The sequence below is a fragment of the Escherichia sp. WS1451 genome (assembly GCF_046487365.1).
Lineage (GTDB): Bacteria > Pseudomonadota > Gammaproteobacteria > Enterobacterales > Enterobacteriaceae > Escherichia > Escherichia coli.
Genome location: NZ_JBJQJP010000015.1, coordinates 95,217 through 108,805, shown reverse-complemented (window position 1 = coordinate 108,805; position 13,589 = coordinate 95,217). Strand labels below are relative to the sequence as shown.

The 13,589-nt window shown below is 52.1% G+C and carries 14 protein-coding genes; 6 read left to right on the top strand and 8 right to left on the bottom strand.

Translation table 11 applies throughout. The features are described from left to right. Positions 1-48: 48 nt before the first annotated feature. The 5 genes from argD to ppiA form a co-directional block, all read right to left on the bottom strand. Positions 49-1,272, bottom strand: coding sequence for a bifunctional acetylornithine/succinyldiaminopimelate transaminase (gene argD / locus ACJHX7_RS18405; protein ID WP_000963789.1), 1,224 nt, complete (start codon positions 1,270-1,272; stop codon positions 49-51). Positions 1,273-1,357: 85 nt separating this feature from the next. Then, positions 1,358-1,921: an aminodeoxychorismate synthase component 2 gene (gene pabA, locus ACJHX7_RS18400; RefSeq protein ID WP_000601848.1), complete on the bottom strand. Its 564-nt coding sequence runs from the start codon at positions 1,919-1,921 to the stop codon at positions 1,358-1,360. A 31-nt stretch (positions 1,922-1,952) separates the two neighbouring features. After that, entirely contained in the window at positions 1,953-2,555 is a 603-nt protein-coding gene (locus ACJHX7_RS18395) for a putative adenosine monophosphate-protein transferase Fic (RefSeq protein ID WP_001280654.1), read from the bottom strand. After that, complete coding sequence (locus ACJHX7_RS18390; RefSeq protein WP_000736860.1) at positions 2,545-2,712, bottom strand: YhfG family protein; 168 nt, start codon at positions 2,710-2,712, stop codon at positions 2,545-2,547. Before ACJHX7_RS18390 ends, ACJHX7_RS18395 begins: the two co-directional genes overlap by 11 nt. 104 nt (positions 2,713-2,816) lie before the next feature. Next, a complete protein-coding gene (ppiA, locus tag ACJHX7_RS18385) occupies positions 2,817-3,389 on the bottom strand; it encodes a peptidylprolyl isomerase A (RefSeq protein ID WP_000477225.1) in 573 nt (190 codons plus the stop codon). A gap of 270 nt (positions 3,390-3,659) precedes the next feature. Between ppiA and tsgA the strand changes: the two genes are divergently transcribed. The 6 genes from tsgA to ACJHX7_RS18355 all read left to right on the top strand — a co-directional run bounded on the left by tsgA (position 3,660) and on the right by ACJHX7_RS18355 (position 10,711). Next, positions 3,660-4,841 (top strand): MFS transporter TsgA, encoded by a 1,182-nt coding sequence (gene tsgA, locus ACJHX7_RS18380; RefSeq protein ID WP_000185242.1) that lies wholly within the window; start codon positions 3,660-3,662, stop codon positions 4,839-4,841. A 261-nt stretch (positions 4,842-5,102) separates the two neighbouring features. Beyond that, on the top strand, positions 5,103-7,646 hold the full coding sequence (gene nirB, locus ACJHX7_RS18375; RefSeq protein ID WP_094030150.1) for an NADPH-nitrite reductase large subunit: 2,544 nt from the start codon (positions 5,103-5,105) through the stop codon (positions 7,644-7,646). Further along, on the top strand, positions 7,643-7,969 hold the full coding sequence (nirD, locus tag ACJHX7_RS18370) for a nitrite reductase small subunit NirD (RefSeq protein ID WP_000084762.1): 327 nt from the start codon (positions 7,643-7,645) through the stop codon (positions 7,967-7,969). Before nirB ends, nirD begins: the two co-directional genes overlap by 4 nt. Before the next feature lie 125 nt (positions 7,970-8,094). Continuing rightward, positions 8,095-8,901 (top strand): nitrite transporter NirC, encoded by an 807-nt coding sequence (gene nirC, locus ACJHX7_RS18365; protein WP_000493563.1) that lies wholly within the window; start codon positions 8,095-8,097, stop codon positions 8,899-8,901. A gap of 18 nt (positions 8,902-8,919) precedes the next feature. Next, positions 8,920-10,293, top strand: a complete 1,374-nt coding sequence (gene cysG / locus ACJHX7_RS18360; RefSeq protein WP_000349874.1) for a siroheme synthase CysG — start codon at positions 8,920-8,922, stop codon at positions 10,291-10,293. Positions 10,294-10,543: 250 nt separating this feature from the next. After that, positions 10,544-10,711, top strand: a complete 168-nt coding sequence (locus ACJHX7_RS18355) for a YhfL family protein (protein WP_001031834.1) — start codon at positions 10,544-10,546, stop codon at positions 10,709-10,711. Positions 10,712-10,817: 106 nt separating this feature from the next. Here the strand turns inward: ACJHX7_RS18355 and ACJHX7_RS18350 are convergent, their stop codons facing one another. The 3 genes from ACJHX7_RS18350 to ACJHX7_RS18340 are packed head-to-tail and all read right to left on the bottom strand — an operon-like array spanning position 10,818 to position 13,584. Beyond that, positions 10,818-11,903 (bottom strand): aminotransferase class I/II-fold pyridoxal phosphate-dependent enzyme, encoded by a 1,086-nt coding sequence (locus ACJHX7_RS18350; RefSeq protein ID WP_410231673.1) that lies wholly within the window; start codon positions 11,901-11,903, stop codon positions 10,818-10,820. Positions 11,904-11,914: 11 nt separating this feature from the next. Continuing rightward, entirely contained in the window at positions 11,915-13,219 is a 1,305-nt protein-coding gene (locus ACJHX7_RS18345) for a YhfT family protein (protein WP_000366844.1), read from the bottom strand. Between the two features lie 11 nt (positions 13,220-13,230). Then, positions 13,231-13,584: a DUF2620 domain-containing protein gene (locus ACJHX7_RS18340; RefSeq protein ID WP_000719728.1), complete on the bottom strand. Its 354-nt coding sequence runs from the start codon at positions 13,582-13,584 to the stop codon at positions 13,231-13,233. Positions 13,585-13,589 lie beyond the last annotated feature (5 nt).

Sequence of the window (13,589 nt, the reverse complement as noted above, 5' to 3'; positions counted from 1 at the left end):
TCGGATACAGCGTTCACGCCGCATCCGACATCTTTTGCCTGATGCGTCTTATTTACCCCCAATCACCTTCGCCACCGCGTGGGCGAAACGATGCATCCCTTCATCGATATCCGCATCTTCCACCACCAGCGACGGCGCAAAACGCATCACATCAGGCCCGGCATTCAGCACCATTACGCCTTCCTCTGCACCCGCATACAGGAAATCACGCGCCTGACCTTTGTACTGTGGTTTCAGCTCCGCGCCAATTAACAGCCCCATACCGCGAATATCGCTAAACACATCGTACTGCTGATCGATCTTCTGCAAATGGTCAACAAAACGCTGGCGTTTCGCCTGAATGCCTTCCAGCACTTCAGGGGTATTGATGATATCAAACGCCGCGCCCGCTACTGCACAGGCCAGAGGATTACCGCCGTAGGTGGAACCGTGAGAACCAGGATGAAACGCAGAAGCAATCTCCGCCGTGGTCAGCATGGCGCTAATCGGGAAACCGCCACCTAACGCTTTCGCAGAGGTCAGAATATCCGGCGTCACGCCGTAGTGCATATAGGCAAACAGATCGCCGGTCCGCCCCATCCCGCACTGCACTTCATCAAACACCAATAATGCCTGATGTTGATCGCACAGCTCGCGCAAGCCCTGCAAAAACTCTGGCGTCGCTGCCGTCACGCCGCCCTCGCCCTGAATCGGCTCAACCACCACCGCACAGGTATGGTCATCCATCACCGCTTTTACTGCGTGAAGATCGTTAAAAGGCACGTGGATGATGTCTGCCGGTTTTGGCCCAAAGCCGTCGGAATATTTTGGCTGCCCACCCACCGAAACGGTAAACAGCGAGCGACCATGAAAAGCGTTATGGAAGGCAATAATTTTGGTTTTGAACGGGCTATGACGCACACAGGCGTAATGGCGTGCCAGTTTAAAGGCGGTTTCGTTAGCTTCCGTGCCGGAGTTCATAAACACCACGCGTTCGGCAAACGTTGCCTCAATCAGTTTACGGCCAAGACGCAGCGCCGGTTCATTGGTGAAAACGTTACTGATATGCCACAGAGTTTCGCCCTGGGTTTTTAACGCGTTCACCAGCGCAGGATGGCAATGGCCCAACGCCGTAACTGCAATGCCACCCGCGAAATCGACATACTCCTTGCCTTGCTGATCCCAGATTCGGCTCCCCTGACCTTTTACCGGAATAAACTCTGCCGGAGCATAAATCGGCAGGATCACTTCATCAAAAGTCGCGCGTGTAATTGCTGTTTGTTCAATTGCCATCTCATGATCACCCTGTTACGCATAAACCAATGTGAAATTATAATCACAAAATATGCATAAAAAATCACTTAATAGCAATCAGAAATCAGCGATGCAGGAAATTAGCCAGCAGTTGATGTCCTTGTTCGCTGAGAATACTTTCTGGATGGAACTGCACGCCTTCCAGATCCCACTGGCGATGGCGAATCCCCATAATCTCGCGGGTTTCGCTCCAGGCCGTCACTTCAAAGCACGCTGGTAATGAGTCAGGTTCCACCACCAGCGAATGGTAGCGTGTCACGGTAAGTGGATTTGCCAGCCCCCGAAATACGCCCTCACCGTTATGTGTTATCGGCGAGGTTTTGCCGTGCATGACCTTTGCGGCGCGCACAACTTTGCCGCCAAATGCCTGCGCCATTGCCTGATGACCGAGGCAAACGCCAAGAATCGGCAAGCGTCCGGCATAGTGACGAATAACGTCAAGGGAGATCCCGGCTTCATCTGGCGTACAGGGGCCGGGTGAGATGACAATTTTTTGTGGTTTAAGGGCGTCGATATCCGCCAGCGTTAACGCATCGTTGCGCTTAACCAACACATCCGCCCCCAGTTCACAAAAGTACTGGTAGAGGTTCCAGGTAAAAGAATCGTAGTTATCAATAAGCAGGATCATGGCGGCTCCGGTACGAAAGAACCGCGCTATTTTACTCAGATTCCCCGGCTTCGCTTACCACTTTGCTAAATATCATCTGCAGCGCGGTGAGATCCCCCATTGCCCCATTCTGATTTGCCTGATTCCAGGCCTCTTTTTCGATACCCTGCCAGCTCAGTTGATATCCGGCATGAATCGCCAGTTGCTCGAAGAAGATCCGCTGTGCCAGACCACTTCCCACCCGGAAGGGATGCAGCACGTTGATTTCACAATAGTAATGCGCCAGCCGCTCGACGAACTTCGCTTTCTCCAGGCCAACCAGATAACCTTCTTCCTCCAGATCCTGCATCAGGGCATTGCCCTCTTTTTCGATATAAGCAAAGTGGCAGAACGGCGTATCGCCCTGATAAATATCGACTTCACGCAGTTGCCCTGCCCAGTCGAAAATATCCTGATACAGCTGGCGATGGAGAGTGCGCAAATGCGGTAAACCGCGCACCAGCGGACCAAGCTCAATGGTCGCAGCACGCAGCGCCGTCATTTCGTAAGCGGCCTGTTCCAGCCGCTGCTGCTGACGGATGTTCAGCCGGTTACGCATGATATCAAGGCCAGGATAAAGATACGGATCGCGCCCTTCGCCGAATTTATCGCTCATAGTGCCTCCTCAGCTCTTCAAGGCGCGCTAAAGCCTCTGCGGCAGTAAGAGTGACTAAAGGCATCTCGACGCCTTCAAGACGGCGACTGGCCTGGAAATTACGATTACGCTGAAGCTCCCAGAGACGGGACTTTTGCTTATCGGTGAGTTTCTTCACTTGATGCCTCCCTGAACGTGTCCATTTGCCACAAGTATAAGCGGCAAATCCGGGTTACGCCGGGAGAGCAGAAGCGCGGGCAAGATTGCCCGCGCGAGAAATCATTACGGCAGGACTTTAGCGGAAAGGATAACTACCGGTTTTGACGGCACATTCTGGTACGGACCAACGTCATGAGTCGGCACCTGGGAAATCTTATCGGCAACGTCCATGCCTTTCACCACTTTACCAAATACCGCGTAACCGAAATCACGCTGACCGTGGTCAAGGAAGGCGTTATCGGCAACGTTGATAAAGAACTGGCTGGTGGCGCTGTCTTTGTCAGCGGTACGCGCCATCGCGATGGTGCCACGCGTGTTGCGCAGGCCGTTATCTGCTTCATTTTTGATTGGCGGGTTTGGTTTTTTCTGCTGCATCTGCTCGGTGAAACCGCCGCCCTGAATCATAAAGCCAGGAATGACGCGGTGAAAGGTCGTGTTGTTATAAAAACCACTGTTCACATAATCGACAAAGTTTTGCACAGACACTGGCGCTTTTTGTTTATCCAGCTCCAGTTCGATGTTACCAGCTGAGGTTGTCAACAATACGTGCGGGTCCCCTTTCGCTGCCATTGCTGCGGGAGAAAGAGCAGAAAGAGCGAAAACAGCAGCCATCGCCGCCAGGGTCGATTTGAACATGAGATTTCCTTAACAAACAGAGCAGAAAAAAAGCAAGTGAAGAGATTCTAAATAGCCTTCAAGAACAAGGCCATCCCTTTACCTAATTTTACGTATCTGAAATATATGTAACCTGACGATCACTTTTTATTCTGTGATCAAAATCACCTCTTAAAATGCAATTTAGCAACCGATTGCAATAAAACATTTAAACAGATCACAAAATCACCTAAAATCGCCCGCTCGCGGCATATCCCGCTATGCCATTTTATTTTTGAACGCAGGCCAATCATGACTAACAGCAATCGCATCAAGCTCACATGGATTAGCTTTCTCTCCTACGCACTGACCGGTGCGTTGGTTATTGTCACCGGGATGGTGATGGGAAATATCGCCGATTATTTCAATCTGCCTGTTTCCAGTATGAGTAATACCTTCACCTTCCTCAACGCCGGCATTTTAATCTCTATCTTCCTCAACGCCTGGCTGATGGAAATCGTCCCGTTGAAAACGCAGTTACGTTTTGGCTTTCTCCTGATGGTGCTGGCGGTTGCCGGTTTGATGTTCAGCCACAGCCTGGCACTGTTCTCGGCGGCGATGTTCATTCTCGGGGTGGTCAGCGGCATCACCATGTCGATTGGTACATTCCTGGTAACACAAATGTATGAAGGACGTCAGCGCGGTTCACGCCTGTTATTTACCGACTCCTTCTTCAGTATGGCCGGGATGATTTTCCCAATGATCGCCGCGTTTCTGCTGGCGCGCAGCATTGAGTGGTACTGGGTTTATGCCTGCATCGGGCTGGTGTACGTCGCTATCTTTATTCTGACCTTCGGCTGTGAGTTCCCGGCGCTGGGTAAACATGCGCCAAAAACGGACGCTCCGGTAGCGAAAGAAAAATGGGGGATCGGCGTGCTGTTTCTCTCCATTGCGGCACTGTGCTACATCCTCGGTCAGTTAGGTTTTATCTCCTGGGTGCCTGAGTATGCCAAAGGCCTGGGCATGAGCCTGAACGACGCGGGCACGCTGGTGAGTAACTTCTGGATGTCATACATGGTCGGCATGTGGGCGTTCAGCTTTATTCTTCGCTTCTTTGATTTGCAACGCATTCTGACCGTACTGGCTGGTCTGGCTGCGATTCTGATGTACGTCTTTAACACCGGAACACCGGCACATATGGCGTGGTCAATTCTCGCCCTGGGCTTCTTCTCCAGCGCGATCTATACCACCATCATCACTTTGGGTTCACAGCAGACCAAAGTACCGTCGCCAAAACTGGTTAACTTTGTCCTGACCTGCGGGACCATCGGTACTATGTTGACCTTTGTGGTTACCGGCCCGATTGTTGAACATAGCGGTCCGCAGGCGGCGCTGCTGACGGCAAACGGTCTGTACGCTGTCGTCTTTGTGATGTGCTTCCTGTTAGGTTTCGTCAGCCGTCACCGTCAGCATAACACCCTGACCTCTCATTAATTGCTCATGCCGGGCGGCACTATCGTCGTCCGGCCTTTTCCTCTCTTACCGCGCTACGTACATCTATTTCTATAAACCCGCTCAATTTGTCTGTTTTTTGTACAAACATGAAATGTCAGACAATTCCGTGACTTAAGAAAATTTATACAAATCAGCAATATACCCCTTAAGGAGTATATAAAGGTGAATTTGATTTACATCAATAAGCGGGGTTGCTGAATCGTTAAGGTAGGCGGTAATAGAAAAGAAATCGAGGCAAAAATGAGCAAAGTCAGACTCGCAATTATCGGTAACGGTATGGTCGGCCATCGCTTTATCGAAGATCTTCTTGATAAATCTGATGCGGCCAACTTTGATATTACCGTTTTCTGTGAAGAACCGCGCATCGCTTATGACCGCGTACACCTCTCGTCTTACTTCTCTCACCACACCGCCGAAGAGCTGTCGCTGGTGCGCGAAGGCTTCTACGAGAAACACGGCATCAAAGTTCTGGTCGGCGAACGCGCTATCACCATCAACCGTCAGGAGAAGGTGATTCACTCCAGCGCCGGACGTACCGTTTTTTATGACAAGCTGATCATGGCAACCGGTTCCTACCCGTGGATCCCGCCAATCAAAGGTTCTGATACTCAGGACTGCTTTGTCTATCGCACCATTGAAGACCTCAACGCCATTGAATCCTGTGCCCGTCGCAGCAAACGCGGTGCCGTTGTTGGTGGCGGCCTGTTAGGTCTGGAAGCCGCTGGCGCGCTGAAAAACTTAGGTATTGAAACCCACGTTATCGAATTTGCCCCTATGCTGATGGCGGAACAGCTTGATCAGATGGGTGGCGAGCAGCTGCGTCGCAAAATCGAAAGTATGGGCGTGCGCGTTCACACCAGCAAAAACACCCTTGAGATTGTGCAGGAAGGTGTCGAAGCGCGTAAAACCATGCGTTTTGCCGACGGCAGCGAGCTGGAAGTCGACTTTATCGTCTTCTCAACCGGTATCCGTCCGCGCGATAAGCTGGCAACCCAGTGTGGTCTGGACGTTGCTCCGCGTGGGGGTATTGTCATCAATGATTCCTGCCAGACTTCCGATCCGGATATCTACGCCATCGGTGAATGCGCAAGCTGGAACAACCGTGTATTTGGTCTGGTAGCACCTGGCTACAAAATGGCGCAGGTCGCCGTTGACCATATTCTTGGTAGCGATAACGCCTTTGAAGGTGCTGACCTTAGCGCCAAGTTGAAACTGCTGGGCGTAGACGTAGGTGGTATTGGTGATGCGCACGGTCGCACGCCTGGCGCACGTAGCTACGTTTACCTCGACGAAAGCAAAGAGATCTACAAACGCCTTATTGTCAGCGAAGACAACAAAACCCTGCTCGGTGCGGTACTGGTGGGCGATACCAGCGACTACGGCAACCTGCTGCAACTGGTGCTGAATGCTATCGAGCTGCCGGAAAACCCGGATTCTCTGATTCTGCCGGCGCACTCGGGTAGCGGTAAGCCGTCTATCGGTGTTGATAAACTGCCGGACAGCGCGCAAATCTGCTCCTGCTTCGACGTCACCAAAGGTGATCTGATTGCTGCCATCAACAAAGGCTGCCACACCGTTGCGGCGCTGAAAGCTGAAACCAAAGCGGGTACTGGCTGCGGTGGCTGTATCCCGCTGGTTACTCAGGTACTGAACGCGGAACTGGCGAAACAGGGCATCGAAGTTAACAACAACCTGTGCGAACACTTTGCTTATTCGCGTCAGGAACTGTTCCATTTGATCCGCGTTGAAGGCATTAAAACCTTCGAAGAACTGCTGGCGAAACACGGCAAAGGTTACGGTTGTGAAGTTTGTAAACCGACCGTCGGTTCGCTGCTGGCCTCCTGCTGGAACGAATACATTCTGAAGCCGGAACATACTCCGCTGCAGGATTCTAACGACAACTTCCTCGCTAACATCCAGAAAGACGGAACCTACTCGGTGATCCCGCGCTCTCCGGGCGGTGAAATCACCCCGGAAGGACTGATGGCAGTGGGTCGTATCGCGCGTGAATTTAATCTCTACACCAAAATCACCGGCTCTCAGCGCCTGGCGATGTTTGGCGCACAGAAAGACGATCTGCCGGAAATCTGGCGTCAGCTGATTGAAGCCGGCTTCGAAACCGGTCATGCCTATGCGAAAGCACTGCGTATGGCGAAAACCTGCGTGGGTAGCACCTGGTGCCGCTACGGCGTTGGCGACAGCGTCGGCCTCGGCGTGGAACTGGAAAACCGCTACAAAGGCATCCGTACGCCGCACAAAATGAAGTTCGGTGTCTCTGGCTGTACCCGTGAATGTTCAGAAGCTCAGGGTAAAGACGTGGGTATCATCGCCACCGAAAAAGGCTGGAACCTGTATGTTTGCGGTAACGGCGGCATGAAACCGCGTCATGCGGATCTGCTGGCGGCGGATATCGATCGCGAAACGCTGATCAAATATCTCGACCGCTTCATGATGTTCTACATCCGTACTGCCGACAAACTGACGCGTACCGCGCCGTGGTTAGAAAACCTTGAAGGCGGCATCGATTACCTGAAAGCGGTGATCATTGACGACAAACTGGGGCTGAACGCACATCTGGAAGAAGAGATGGCGCGCCTGCGTGAAGCGGTAGTATGTGAGTGGACTGAGACGGTCAATACACCGTCCGCGCAGACTCGCTTCAAACACTTCATCAACAGCGACAAGCGTGACCCGAACGTGCAGATGGTGCCAGAGCGCGAACAGCACCGTCCGGCAACGCCGTATGAACGTATCCCGGTAACTCTGGTGGAGGACAACGCATGAGCCAGTGGAAAGACATCTGCAAAATCGATGACATCCTGCCTGAAACCGGCGTCTGCGCGCTGTTAGGTGACGAGCAGGTAGCAATTTTCCGTCCGTATCACAGCGACCAGGTGTTTGCGATCAGCAACATCGACCCGTTCTTCGAGTCCAGCGTGCTGTCACGCGGGCTGATTGCGGAACACCAGGGCGAGCTGTGGGTCGCCAGCCCGCTGAAAAAACAGCGTTTTCGCTTAAGCGACGGCTTGTGCATGGAAGACGAACAGTTTTCCGTCAAGCATTACGACGCGCGAGTGAAAGACGGCGTGGTACAGCTGCGCGGTTAATGTTTTAACGGGAGGCGCAATGCCTCCCCTTTTTGCATGGTCCTGTAATAACCGTCGGTATATTGCAGGACATTTTTTAAACTTTTTGTTTTATTTTTTGTTTTTATTTTTTAAAGGATAATCAAATGTTTACAGACACTATTAATAAGTGTGCGGCTAACGCTGCGCGCATTGCACGCCTGTCGGCAAATAACCCGCTCGGCTTCTGGGTCAGCTCCGCAATGGCGGGGGCGTATGTGGGTCTTGGGATCATCCTGATTTTCACGCTCGGTAATTTGCTCGACCCGTCCGTACGTCCTCTGGTGATGGGCGCGACCTTTGGTATCGCCTTAACGCTGGTCATTATTGCTGGTTCTGAACTGTTCACCGGACACACCATGTTCCTCACCTTTGGAGTGAAAGCGGGCACTATCAGCCACGGGCAAATGTGGGCAATCCTGCCGCAAACCTGGCTGGGTAACCTGGTTGGTTCCGTCTTTGTTGCCATGCTCTATAGCTGGGGCGGCGGTAGCCTGCTGCCGGTAGATACCAGCATCGTTCACTCCGTCGCGCTGGCTAAAACCACTGCACCGGCAATGGTACTGTTCTTCAAAGGTGCATTGTGTAACTGGCTGGTTTGCCTGGCTATCTGGATGGCGCTGCGCACTGAAGGGGCGGCGAAATTTATCGCTATCTGGTGGTGTCTGCTGGCATTTATCGCGTCCGGCTACGAGCACTCCATCGCGAACATGACGCTGTTCGCCCTCTCCTGGTTTGGCAACCACAGCGAAGCCTACACGCTGGCGGGTATTGGTCATAACCTGCTGTGGGTGACGCTGGGTAATACTTTATCAGGTGCCGTATTCATGGGATTGGGTTATTGGTATGCTACGCCGAAAGCGAATCGTCCGGTTGCGGACAAATTTAATCAAACTGAAACAGCTGCCGGTTAATTACTAAGGGGTTTTTACGTGGATCATTTGCCTATATTTTGCCAATTACGCGATCGTGACTGTCTGATTGTCGGCGGTGGTGATGTCGCGGAACGCAAAGCAAGGTTGCTGTTAGACGCAGGCGCTCGCTTAACGGTGAATGCATTAGCGTTTATTCCACAGTTCACCGCATGGGCAGATGCAGGCATGTTAACCCTCGTCGAAGGGCCATTTGATGAAAGCCTTCTCGACACCTGCTGGCTGGCGATTGCAGCGACAGATGATGACGCGCTTAACCAGCGCGTCAGTGAAGCCGCTGAATCTCGTCGTATCTTCTGTAACGTGGTCGATGCGCCGAAAGCCGCCAGCTTTATTATGCCGTCAATTATTGACCGCTCACCGCTCATGGTCGCGGTCTCCTCTGGCGGTACTTCTCCGGTTCTGGCGCGCCTGTTGCGTGAAAAACTTGAATCACTGCTGCCGTTGCATCTGGGCCAGGTAGCGAAATACGCCGGGCAATTACGCGGTCGAGTGAAACAACAGTTCGCCACAATGGGTGAACGTCGCCGTTTCTGGGAAAAACTGTTCGTTAATGACCGTCTGGCGCAGTCGCTGGCAAACAACGATCAGAAAGCCATTACTGAAACGACCGAACAATTAATCAACGAACCGCTCGACCATCGCGGTGAAGTGGTGCTGGTTGGCGCAGGTCCGGGCGATGCCGGGCTGCTGACACTAAAAGGACTGCAACAAATTCAGCAGGCAGATGTGGTGGTCTACGACCGTCTGGTTTCTGACGATATTATGAATCTGGTACGCCGCGATGCTGATCGCGTTTTCGTCGGCAAACGCGCGGGATACCACTGCGTACCGCAGGAAGAGATTAACCAGATCCTGCTGCGGGAAGCGCAAAAAGGCAAACGCGTGGTGCGACTGAAAGGCGGCGATCCGTTTATTTTTGGCCGTGGTGGCGAAGAGCTGGAAACACTGTGCAATGCAGGCATTCCGTTCTCGGTGGTTCCGGGTATTACCGCAGCTTCTGGTTGCTCTGCCTATTCGGGTATTCCGCTCACGCATCGCGATTATGCCCAGAGCGTACGCTTAATTACCGGACACTTAAAAACCGGTGGCGAACTGGACTGGGAAAACCTGGCGGCAGAAAAACAGACGCTGGTGTTCTATATGGGGTTGAATCAGGCCGCGACTATTCAGCAAAAGCTGATTGAACACGGTATGCCTGGCGAAATGCCGGTGGCAATTGTCGAAAACGGAACGGCAGTCACGCAGCGCGTGATTGACGGTACGCTCACGCAGCTGGGCGAACTGGCGCAGCAAATGAACAGTCCATCGCTAATTATTATTGGTCGGGTTGTTGGCCTGCGCGATAAATTGAACTGGTTCTCTAACCATTAATTTAACCAGGGCCAGAGAATTCTGGCCTTTTTCGTTTACAACTCTCTTTATATATTCAGCAGATAAAAATACCCCCCTTAATAAATATTATCTGCTAATGGGGTATATTCACCGTTACAGCGACTTACAAAATTAAGTCATTCGCTCACTGACGCCAATTAAATATTCCTGTATCATTCTTAATGAGCAGTCTGCTTATATTCATATAATCAATGAATATTAATTAATATATAATACATAGGGAATGTAAATGAACAAATTTATTAAAGTTGCACTGGTAGGTGCGGTACTGGCTACGTTAACTGCATGTACTGGTCATATTGAAAACCGTGATAAGAACTGCTCTTACGACTACCTGCTGCACCCAGCTATTTCTATTTCTAAAATCATTGGCGGTTGCGGTCCTACTGCACAGTAAGTCTCTGACAGAAATTGGCTGATGCTGATTTAATTGCCTGACGCCCTCGGGATTTTCCGAGGGCGTATTTATTTCTGCATTCTTTTCGAAAACATCATGCACAAGATTAAATACTGGCAATACTCTCGCGCAAAATCCGCAATACCGTCTCTTCACCGCTGCGATTTGGGTTAATGCGAATCGCGCAATGTTCTAACTGCGGATTCGCCTGGCGAAACGTTCCGGAAAGTCGATAAAAAAGTGGCGGAATTTCATATTTCGACTCTGCACCAACCGGGTAAGGCAAGGCACCGCGCTTTTGCGCCTCTTCCAGTACTCTAGCGGCAATCGACTGATGAAACTCGACAATCAACACCTTCGACTGCGCATTGGCAATCACCGCGCTTTTCACTTCCGCCACTGCGCCACCGTTAAGTAAAGCCAGCAACCGTTCAGATACCCCCGCCTGCACCGCGTGCATCACTGGCGCAAACACCAGCCCACGCAAGACTTCCAACGCCTGAGCGCCCTGAATCTGGCTGCCGCCGGAGTAGAGCGTGGCGCGAATACGGTTAATAACATCAGCATCGCCTACCACCGCGCCAACACCCTCTGGCCCAAATAGCTTGAAGCAGGAAAATGTCGAGACATTCGCCCCGCATTCACAGCCAATGCGCGCCACCTTCATCACCGCATAGTTGTCATCGGTTAAGGCTGGAACACCTGCTGCGCGCAGCGTTGCCAGCACATCTGCCAGAATGTAGCCGTCCTGCGGCTGCTGGCGCGTATGCTGCACCAGCGCCGCATCCGGTTGTTGCTCGTCGACGACCTGCTTCAGTGCCGACAGGTCATTGAAATTAGCAGTAATAAGCGTCAGCCCCATCTGCTCAATAATGACCTGAGTCGTCGGGTAAACAGGCGCGTCATGCACCAGAAGACGCTGCCCCGGTTTGAGCAAAGCCGCCAACGCCGCACGGATCGCGCCAGTACCCGCGCCCTGTACCAGCGCCGCAGCCTGTGCGTGAAATACATCAGCCAGCACCTGTTCCACTCGCTGGGTAATGCGCGGTTGATTCAGACCTGGAGTTAACCCTAAATCACCGCCAGCAAGAAACTCGCTGCCGGGAAAATGGCGACAAATGCTATCCACCAGCGCAAACTGCTTTTGCTGCGCCTCAATAAGCGTCAGGCTTTGCAGAGGAAACGTCTTCATAGGTGCCTTCCTTAAGCCGGAACGAACAGGCCAAGCCAGTAAAGAACATTCAGCAGAATACCGGTGATCATTACTGCCACGACCGGTGCCGCCATTTTCTGTACCGGACGGCCCAGGGATTCGTTGAGGAAGTAAATGGCAACTGCGATAGAGAATCCGGTATAACCCGCCATTTTAATTGCTGCGAAAATCGAACCGACCAGCAACGCCACTTCCATCAGCATATTCATGGCGTTACGGATGTTATCCGACGCATTACGCACCGACGGGTAGCGCCCCAGCCATTTGCCGATCGAACGAAGCAGCAAGACTTCCGCCGAAATAACCACTGCGCCTAATACCGCTGCAACCATCGGATTCGGCGAGAGATAGCCCACCGCATAAACAAAGGTAAAGCCCGCAACTGCATATACGCCGGTGGCTAACGCGGTGGTGGCAATCAACGGCACAAAACCCAGTCCGCGCATAAATTCCGCCAGAGCTGCCTGGTTGATTAGTGTTTGCGATTGTTCCGGCGTTACGCCTGCGGAGTACGCTTTCTCCAGAGTGAAGATCGACACTTCACTACCGGCGAAAATCTTCATGCTGGCAACGGCGGCAATCAATGCTCCCACGATGGCGATATACGGTAAGTTTTTGATAATCCGTGACGTGCGTTCTTCAAACACCGAAAGCCCGCTGGCATCAATGTCATTTTCATCACGATGACGCAGGTCGTGAGTTATCGCGATCCCCAGCAGCATCACCATACCAATAAAGATTTCGATGGATTCAGGGTTAAGATGTGGGAAATAGCGCACGACGACCACACGGGTCATCAGTACCACCACGGCGGCGATCAGACTTTGCTTCCAGCCAAACTGGTAGAAAATCGCCACCAACGGGAACAGTGCAAAAGCTGAAACCACCGGCGAGCTTAATTCCCCCAGGCTACCTAATACATCCACCGGTAGCGCGGTCAGCAGCTGGTTTACTGGCAACAGACAGGTGAGGATCAATATTCCCCAGATAGCACCAAGACCAAACGCCATCAGGCTGTTTATCGCCAGGACACCGAGGATATCGGTAGGAAGAAAGAGTAACCATGCGTTGAGTAGGCCGGTTTTCAGGGTAAAGGAGATCCCCACCGAGGCCACAAAACCAATGCTCAGACCAAAAGCGATACTCCCCGCCTCGCGACGGTTCATATAGCCTTCAATCAGTTGTGGCAGGATCGGGCGGATACCGTCATGAAAAACGGCCGCCGAGCGATGCGCCAGAAGCGATGTCATACCCGTCAGGCACGCCACCACGATAATCTGAATATACAGATCCATAGTCGTGCCTTTTATTTCAGATGGTTAATCAGCATCGGAATCGCGTGTTCAACGTGCTCAACGGAAAGGCCAAACGCCACTTTTCCTTCAGCGATCATTTTGGCGATATGTTCGTCTTTCGCTTTAATGCCCGGCTTGGCAATGGTGCAACTTTTGTTATAGCCAATCACCGCGATAGCAATCGACAAGGCCGCGCCCGCACCGGTATTACACGCGCCGATGTAGTAATCCAGTTGCCCGGATTTCACTTTCATTGCCGCTTCCATGTCGTTGTGAATGAAAACTTCAAAACAGCCAGGAGCCGTCGCTTCAATGGTTTTTTTAATCTGCTCACGCTGTAAGCCTGCAACGCCAATCTTTTTCATGAGTC

Coding starts and splice junctions, on each gene's coding strand:
- ACJHX7_RS18345 (WP_000366844.1), bottom strand. CDS start 13,219: ATGGATCTGTATATTCAGATTATCGTGGTGGCGTGCCTGACGGGTATG.
- nirD (WP_000084762.1), top strand. CDS start 7,643: ATGAGCCAGTGGAAAGACATCTGCAAAATCGATGACATCCTGCCTGAA.
- ACJHX7_RS18395 (WP_001280654.1), bottom strand. CDS start 2,555: ATGAGCGATAAATTCGGCGAAGGGCGCGATCCGTATCTTTATCCTGGC.
- nirC (WP_000493563.1), top strand. CDS start 8,095: ATGTTTACAGACACTATTAATAAGTGTGCGGCTAACGCTGCGCGCATT.
- ACJHX7_RS18350 (WP_410231673.1), bottom strand. CDS start 11,903: ATGAAGACGTTTCCTCTGCAAAGCCTGACGCTTATTGAGGCGCAGCAA.
- pabA (WP_000601848.1), bottom strand. CDS start 1,921: ATGATCCTGCTTATTGATAACTACGATTCTTTTACCTGGAACCTCTAC.
- ppiA (WP_000477225.1), bottom strand. CDS start 3,389: ATGTTCAAATCGACCCTGGCGGCGATGGCTGCTGTTTTCGCTCTTTCT.
- nirB (WP_094030150.1), top strand. CDS start 5,103: ATGAGCAAAGTCAGACTCGCAATTATCGGTAACGGTATGGTCGGCCAT.
- tsgA (WP_000185242.1), top strand. CDS start 3,660: ATGACTAACAGCAATCGCATCAAGCTCACATGGATTAGCTTTCTCTCC.
- ACJHX7_RS18355 (WP_001031834.1), top strand. CDS start 10,544: ATGAACAAATTTATTAAAGTTGCACTGGTAGGTGCGGTACTGGCTACG.
- ACJHX7_RS18340 (WP_000719728.1), bottom strand. CDS start 13,584: ATGAAAAAGATTGGCGTTGCAGGCTTACAGCGTGAGCAGATTAAAAAA.
- argD (WP_000963789.1), bottom strand. CDS start 1,272: ATGGCAATTGAACAAACAGCAATTACACGCGCGACTTTTGATGAAGTG.